The organism is Mucilaginibacter sp., assembly GCF_036568825.1.
GTDB lineage: Bacteria > Bacteroidota > Bacteroidia > Sphingobacteriales > Sphingobacteriaceae > Mucilaginibacter.
The window spans coordinates 106,966-113,468 of record NZ_DATCRU010000071.1; the positions used below are offsets into that span (position 1 = coordinate 106,966).

7 protein-coding genes are annotated in these 6,503 nt (G+C 40.8%); 5 read left to right on the top strand and 2 right to left on the bottom strand.

The window, feature by feature from the left end; all coding sequences use genetic code 11:
• Nucleotides 1–24 precede the first annotated feature (24 nt).
• A complete protein-coding gene (locus VIM89_RS16445) occupies nt 25–1,140 on the bottom strand; it encodes a trans-sulfuration enzyme family protein (RefSeq protein WP_488157265.1) in 1,116 nt (371 codons plus the stop codon).
• 90 nt (nt 1,141–1,230) lie between these two features.
• On the opposite strand from VIM89_RS16445, the gene mqnE reads away from it, so the two are divergent.
• The 3 genes from mqnE (at nt 1,231) to VIM89_RS16460 (ending at nt 4,037) form a co-directional block, all read left to right on the top strand.
• Complete coding sequence (gene mqnE / locus VIM89_RS16450) at nt 1,231–2,424, top strand: aminofutalosine synthase MqnE (RefSeq protein WP_488157266.1); 1,194 nt, start codon at nt 1,231–1,233, stop codon at nt 2,422–2,424.
• Between the two features lie 131 nt (nt 2,425–2,555).
• On the top strand, nt 2,556–3,173 hold the full coding sequence (locus VIM89_RS16455) for a histidine phosphatase family protein (RefSeq protein ID WP_488157267.1): 618 nt from the start codon (nt 2,556–2,558) through the stop codon (nt 3,171–3,173).
• A gap of 120 nt (nt 3,174–3,293) precedes the next feature.
• Nucleotides 3,294–4,037 carry a menaquinone biosynthetic enzyme MqnA/MqnD family protein gene (locus VIM89_RS16460; RefSeq protein ID WP_488157268.1) on the top strand — a complete coding sequence of 248 codons (744 nt, stop codon included), beginning with the start codon at nt 3,294–3,296 and terminating at the stop codon, nt 4,035–4,037.
• A 78-nt stretch (nt 4,038–4,115) separates the two neighbouring features.
• Here VIM89_RS16460 and VIM89_RS16465 read toward each other — a convergent pair whose 3' ends face one another.
• Nucleotides 4,116–5,249: a glycosyltransferase family 2 protein gene (locus tag VIM89_RS16465; protein ID WP_488157269.1), complete on the bottom strand. Its 1,134-nt coding sequence runs from the start codon at nt 5,247–5,249 to the stop codon at nt 4,116–4,118.
• 135 nt (nt 5,250–5,384) lie between these two features.
• Here VIM89_RS16465 and VIM89_RS16470 point away from each other — a divergent pair, with 135 nt between their 5' ends.
• Together VIM89_RS16470 and VIM89_RS16475 are read left to right on the top strand one after the other, a co-directional pair.
• Nucleotides 5,385–5,747 carry a hypothetical protein gene (locus VIM89_RS16470; RefSeq protein WP_488157270.1) on the top strand — a complete coding sequence of 121 codons (363 nt, stop codon included), beginning with the start codon at nt 5,385–5,387 and terminating at the stop codon, nt 5,745–5,747.
• Between the two features lie 82 nt (nt 5,748–5,829).
• Nucleotides 5,830–6,321 (top strand): hypothetical protein, encoded by a 492-nt coding sequence (locus tag VIM89_RS16475; RefSeq protein ID WP_488157271.1) that lies wholly within the window; start codon nt 5,830–5,832, stop codon nt 6,319–6,321.
• Nucleotides 6,322–6,503: the final 182 nt, after the last annotated feature.

Here is a 6,503-nt window from a genome sequence, read left to right on the forward strand (position 1 = left end):
GCCTTTCACCTTTTCCCTTTAGCCTTAATTGAGGGCTAGTGCAAGATCTTCTATCAGATCATCAATATGCTCAAGACCCACAGAAACACGGAGCAAATTATGCGGTGTTTTGGTATCAGGGCCTTCAACGGATGCGCGGTGTTCTATCAAACTCTCTACGCCACCCAGGCTGGTAGCCTGAGTAAATATTTTTAGCTTATTAACCACTTTACGAGCTTCATCTGAACCACCTTTGACACAAAATGACAGCATGCCGCCAAAGTTGAGCATTTGCTCTTTTGCGGTGGCATGTTGTGGGTGAGATAATAGCCCAGGGTACATCACCCGCTCAACTTTGGGGTGATTTTCAAGGTATTCAGCTAATAGCTGTGCATTATGAACATGACCTTTAACCCGGTAAGGCAGCGTTTTGATGCTCCGGGTTAAATAATAGCAATCCATAGGCGAGGGGATTGCGCCGCCCATTTCCTGCACCTGGCGAATCTTTGTCCACCATTCGTTTTTCTCAGCGGTAATTAACGCGCCGCCCATCAAATCGCTGTGGCCACCGAAATATTTGGTAGAAGAATGCATTACGATATCAGCACCCAAAGCCAAAGGCTGTTGCCCGATAGGAGTGGCAAAGGTATTATCGCAAACTACTTTTATATTATGTTTATGAGCAGTTGCTACTATTGCTTTAATGTCAGTGATCTTTAATAACGGGTTCGATGGCGTTTCCACCCAAATCAGACCAGTGTTTGGTTTAATATACGCAGTTAAAACTGCCGGATCATTGATATCAACAAAATCGAATTCCAGTATATCCGCAAAAAGTGTTTTGATCTGGTTACGTAAACCATGATACATATCATCCGGGCCTATTATATGTGTGCCCGGTTTTAAAGTTTGAAAAACCGACATGCCAGCTGCATTGCCCGAAGAAAAAGCTGCCGCATCAACACCGCCTTCCAGTTTAGCCAGTACATTCTGGAGAGCCGTACGGTTTGGGTTGCTTGACCGGCTATAGATATATCCCGCAGGAAATGAGCCATCTGCCTCACGAACAAATGTGGTCGACATGGTGATAGGCTGAATTACGGCTTTGGACGATTCGTCATTATGATTGCCTGCGTGGATAGCTGTAGTCTCGATTTTCATGATGGCAAACTTAAACTTTTGTGACCAGTAAATTAATGTTTACACACGCTTTACATTAACATTTCCTATTTTTGCAGCAAAGTTTTTTCAATGGAAGCCGGAAATAATTTACACTTGTTATTGCAGGATCCTGATCTTTCTGCTGATTTAAAGCACATTGCGCAAAAGGTATTGGATGGAGAGCGCATCACGTTTGATGAAGGCGTTTTGCTTTACGAAAAAGGGGAATTGGGATATTTAGGAGTACTGGCGAATTATATCCGCGAGAAAAAACACGGCGATAATACCTACTTCAACCGTAACTTTCATATCGAGCCAACCAACCTTTGTGTTTACGATTGTAAGTTCTGTTCTTATTCACGGCTGATCAAACAACGCTCAGAAGGCTGGGAGTATACCATGGAAGATATGCTGAACATGGTAAAAAAATATGACGATGAGCCTGTGACCGAGGTGCACATAGTAGGAGGGGTTTTACCGCAATATGATGTACCATTTTATACAGAATTATTCAGCAAAATAAAAGCGCATCGTCCAAATCTGCACGTCAAGGCATTGACCCCGGTTGAATACCATTACATCTTCAAAAAAGCCAAAATTGATTATGCAACAGGTATGAAGATGATGAAGGACGCTGGTCTGGAATCAATACCTGGTGGCGGAGCCGAGATTTTCCATGAGGAAATTCGTGATCAAATTTGCAAGGATAAATGTACTGCTGATCAGTGGCTCGAAATACATGAAGAGTGGCATAAATTAGGTATGCGCTCTAATGCAACCATGCTTTACGGTCATATCGAAAAATTCTGGCACCGGGTAGATCATATGGAACGGTTGCGGCAATTACAAGATCGTACAGGTGGTTTCCAGACTTTTATTCCATTAAAATTCCGTAACCAGGATAACCAGATGTCGCATGTTCCGGAAACAACTGTAATTGAGGATTTGCGTAATTACGCCATCGCGCGTATTTACCTGGATAATTTTGATCATATCAAAGCTTACTGGGCAATGATCAGTCGCAACACGGCACAGTTATCATTGAATTTCGGAGTGGATGATATAGACGGAACATTGGATGATACCACCAAAATATATTCAATGGCTGGCGCAGAAGAGCAGCATCCGGGTATGAGCACCAAGCAATTGGTTGATCTGATTAAGCAAGTTGGCCGGAAACCAATCGAGCGCGACACGCTATATAATGTAGTGACCGACTATACCGATTTTGAGTTCCCCGACGAAGTAAAACCACAATTTTATAAGCTGCCGGTTATTAATTAGTTTATTAGTTCACTGGTTCATTAGTTCATTTGTATGTTAGATTGGTATAATGATAAAATAGAAATTAAAGTGATTATTGGTTTGATGCGTCATCAACATGAAAGACCAATGAACTAATGACAAATGAACCAATGAGCATACTAAAAACTTTATATATCGTTCGCCACGGACAGACAGACCTGAACAAACAGGGTATTGTGCAAGGGCGCGGACGCAACACGGATCTTAACGAAGAAGGTCGCCACCAGGCTCAGCTGTTTCATGAGGCGTATAAGAGTGTTCCTTTTGATAAGATCTACATTTCTGAGTTAAAACGCACACAACAAAGTATCCAGCCATTTATTGACGACGGCATTCCTTTTGAAAAATTGTCTGGCTTAGACGAGTTGGCATGGGGTGTTTTGGAAGGACAGCCAAGCACGCCTGAAAACAAAGCCGCCTTTATGAAATTAATGCGCGACTGGCTTGATGGTAAACTTGACAGTAAATTTGAAGGCGGTGAAAGCCCTAATGAGGTTAAGGCAAGGCAGTTAGAAGCCATGAAGGTGATTATGAGTCACCCTGAAGAAAAAACTGTGCTTATTTGTATGCATGGTCGGGCTATGCGCCTATTGCTTTGCGTTTTACAGAATTTTCCTCTTACCGAAATGGAAAACTTCCCGCATCAAAATCTGGTGTTATATAAAATAACCTGGAACGGTTCCAAATATGAGATCGTCGATTTTAACAACGCACAACATTTGAAATGATTTCGGAATGCGGAATTTCGATTTCGGATTTGAGGGCAAGTTCAAGTTTAGAATTTAGAAGTTAGTGTTTAGAGTTTAAGATAGAGTTTAGAATTTAGAAATTAGAATTTTTACCCACCTGTGAAAAAGATCAGAATATCTGCTGTTAGCTATACCAATACCAAACCATTTATATACGGAATTCAACATACTTCAATAATCGATCAGATCGATCTGAGCCTCGATATTCCATCTGACTGCGCCCAGAAACTCATTGATGATAAAGTAGATATCGGACTGATACCTGTTGCTGCCGCATTAAATCTTCCTGAATGGCATATAGTATCAGATTATTGCATCGGCGCCAATGGCCCGGTTAATTCGGTATTCATTTTCAGCAATTGCGATATTCACGAAGTAAAAACTATCCAGCTTGATCCGCAATCACGCAGCTCAAACAACCTGGCTAAGGTGCTGATGAAAAACTTCTGGAAGGTAGCCCCTGAACAGATTGTAAATGCGCCTGATTACGCCCAATCTTCTGACCCGCATACAGCTTTTGTCCAAATAGGCGACCGTACCTTTGGCAAAAAGCAACAATTTAAATACGTATACGACCTGGCGGAAGAATGGCAAAAAATGACAGGTCTGCCATTTATGTTTGCCGCATGGATATCCAATAAACCCATCCCGCAGGAGTTTGTGGAACAGTTTAATATCTCGCTCAAATATGGCCTCGATCATCGCCCGGAATTATTAAAAGAATTGCCACAACGCTATGACTTTGACCTGGAAGACTATCTGATGCATAAACTGGATTTTACCTTAACTGAGGATAAAAAGAAAGCGCTATACCTGTTTCTGGATTATATAAAAGCTTTATAAATTGGTCGTCAGTGTTCGTTCACACGCACATGAACGCTTATGAACTCGTGAACGCTCATGAACACCGTGAACACTGGCTCAACCTTGCTTTCTCAACATCTCCAGTGAATAAAAACTATCCCGCCAGTAAATTCCGCCTTGTTTAACTGTTTTGATAAGGGCCCTCAGGAATGAAAATGCAATAAAAAAGCCGGCAAAAGGAATCATCAATGCATACCACCATTTATTCGGTGGCACAGCTATCATGTAGATAATATGAAATAGTAACATTAATCCTGCCATTAACCGGATAGCAGTTGAGCCGAAAATGAACATCACCGGCATAGGTAGGGCGACAGATATCAGCATAAATATAATACCGCCAATTGCCTTTACCATATTATAATCCGAAGGGGCCATTGCATTTTTCAGTAAGCCATTGCTGAATTGTCGCAGATTTTTGTACCACTCCAATTGTACATAGCCCATGCCTGTCAACACATCCTGGCGCAATCCCGCTTGCTTGATCTGCAGGCCCAGTCGCAGGTCGTCATCCGACCTTAGTTTAATCCGCTCGTGTGTCCCGCTTTTTTCATACGCATCGCGCCTCACCATATTGAATGCACCAATGCCCACATAGGCTTTTGATTTCGGCTTTATGGCATCCCAGGGTTTCAGGTGGATCATCAGCATAATAGTGAACGTAGCCAGCACACTGTTAAAAAGCGTTGATCTGGACTTAACCTCTGGTAATACACACAAATGATCCAGTTTTTGACCAACTGCATAGCTCATCACCCGGCCCAGCATATCCGGATGAAATTTAATATCAGCATCCGTAAAAAGCATCCATTCTTCGCTGCTACGTTTATAGCCTTCATACAAGGCATTATTTTTTCCAAGCCAACCTTCCGGCAGGGCAGTAACAGTTACTACAGCTAGCCGGGGGTAGCGTACTTTAAATTTCTCCAATATTTCGCCTGTACGGTCAGTTGAACGATCGTTTACTACTACATTGCGGTAATTGTTGTAATTCAGGTTGCAGACGCTTTGCAAGGCTTGCTCAAGATCTTCCTCTTCGTCGCGCACAGGAATTATAATGGCGACGGATGGTTCATTTTCAATGATAGGTTGTGATTTTAGTGATTGAATTCTGCTGTAACCAACCAGCAAAAGGATGTTTAAACCAATTGTAATTACACATATAGCGAGGCAACAGCAAAAGAATATCATTGCGGTAAGATTTGCGATAAAGCTAGGATATAAATACAATCTTAACTATACTAACTTTAAGATTAGTTTTTGATTAAAATCCCGCCATTTATTAAACTTTCTCGCTAAAAATTGTTATATTGGATAGGATAATCGATGAAACGGGGAGCTCAACACCGGCACTTTGATTTCCGCACATTTTCACTGGTGGCGGTATACCTTTTTATCGTCGTCACCCACCTGTTTTTTGCTCCGCATTTTCATCAGGGCGGTAGTGATCGCAACCTGGCATTAAAGAAGAACACTGAGTATATATTCAATCTTATCCGCACAGACCGGTGCCTGATCAATGAAAGTAAAAAGTCTGATCAATCCGGTAAGCAGCTTTTGGCAACTTTTGCTTCAAACTTTATCAAATTTGACCAGATATCCTTCATAAAAACCGATAACTATTTCGCTTATCAGTTTAGGTCAAATCATCATTTTTCCTACTTATCTAACCGGGTTCTACGCATTTGATTTTAATTTTTGTGATAAAAACGGAGTATAAAATATTCTATCTCCCGGTATGCTATTTATTATTTATTTAAAAACTAAAATCATGAAAACTTTAAAAATAAATGTCATTGTTCTTATGCTGATGATGGGAGTAATGTCAACCATGGCTTTTGCACAAAATGTTACTGTGCCACAAAATGTAAGAACTGCTTTTTCTCAAAAATTCCCACAAGTACAGTTGAAAAACTGGAAAATGGAAAATGGCCAATATGTAGCTTCATTTGTTATGGATAAACGGGATTGCGAAGCCACTTATGCAAAAGATGGCGATTGGGTAAGTACGCTCACCATATACAGGCATGTTTTTAAACACCTGACCCCTGAAATGCGCGACGAACTGAGAAATAGCACCTATGCCAGCTATCATCTCGACCAGGTAAAAAGCTTGCAAATGCCCAATATGGATATGCTTCTGTTAACTCTGGATAACGACAATGGAAACATGTCGGCCTATGAAAATGCCGGTTCTGTTGATATGGAGACCGTATATTTTAATCATTCCGGCAGGATGATTAAATCGATTAATAATCAATAATTTTGATAATGATCAATAATAAAAAGGGCCGGATTAAATCTCAGTGATGGTCGGAAGAATAAATCTTCCGACTTTTTCATTTTATGGGTGTTAATATGTTGATATAAATATCTGATTATCAAATATTTAACTTGTTTTTCTCATGGATTTTAAGTATATTAAATGCTGTAAATCAATGAGAT

Bases quoted from the DNA above. Each gene is read 5' to 3' on its own strand.
- VIM89_RS16475 (WP_488157271.1), top strand. From the start codon at position 5,830: ATGAAAACTTTAAAAATAAATGTCATTGTTCTTATGCTGATGATGGGA.
- mqnE (WP_488157266.1), top strand. From the start codon at position 1,231: ATGGAAGCCGGAAATAATTTACACTTGTTATTGCAGGATCCTGATCTT.
- VIM89_RS16455 (WP_488157267.1), top strand. From the start codon at position 2,556: ATGAGCATACTAAAAACTTTATATATCGTTCGCCACGGACAGACAGAC.
- VIM89_RS16445 (WP_488157265.1), bottom strand. From the start codon at position 1,140: ATGAAAATCGAGACTACAGCTATCCACGCAGGCAATCATAATGACGAA.
- VIM89_RS16470 (WP_488157270.1), top strand. From the start codon at position 5,385: ATGAAACGGGGAGCTCAACACCGGCACTTTGATTTCCGCACATTTTCA.
- VIM89_RS16465 (WP_488157269.1), bottom strand. From the start codon at position 5,249: ATGATATTCTTTTGCTGTTGCCTCGCTATATGTGTAATTACAATTGGT.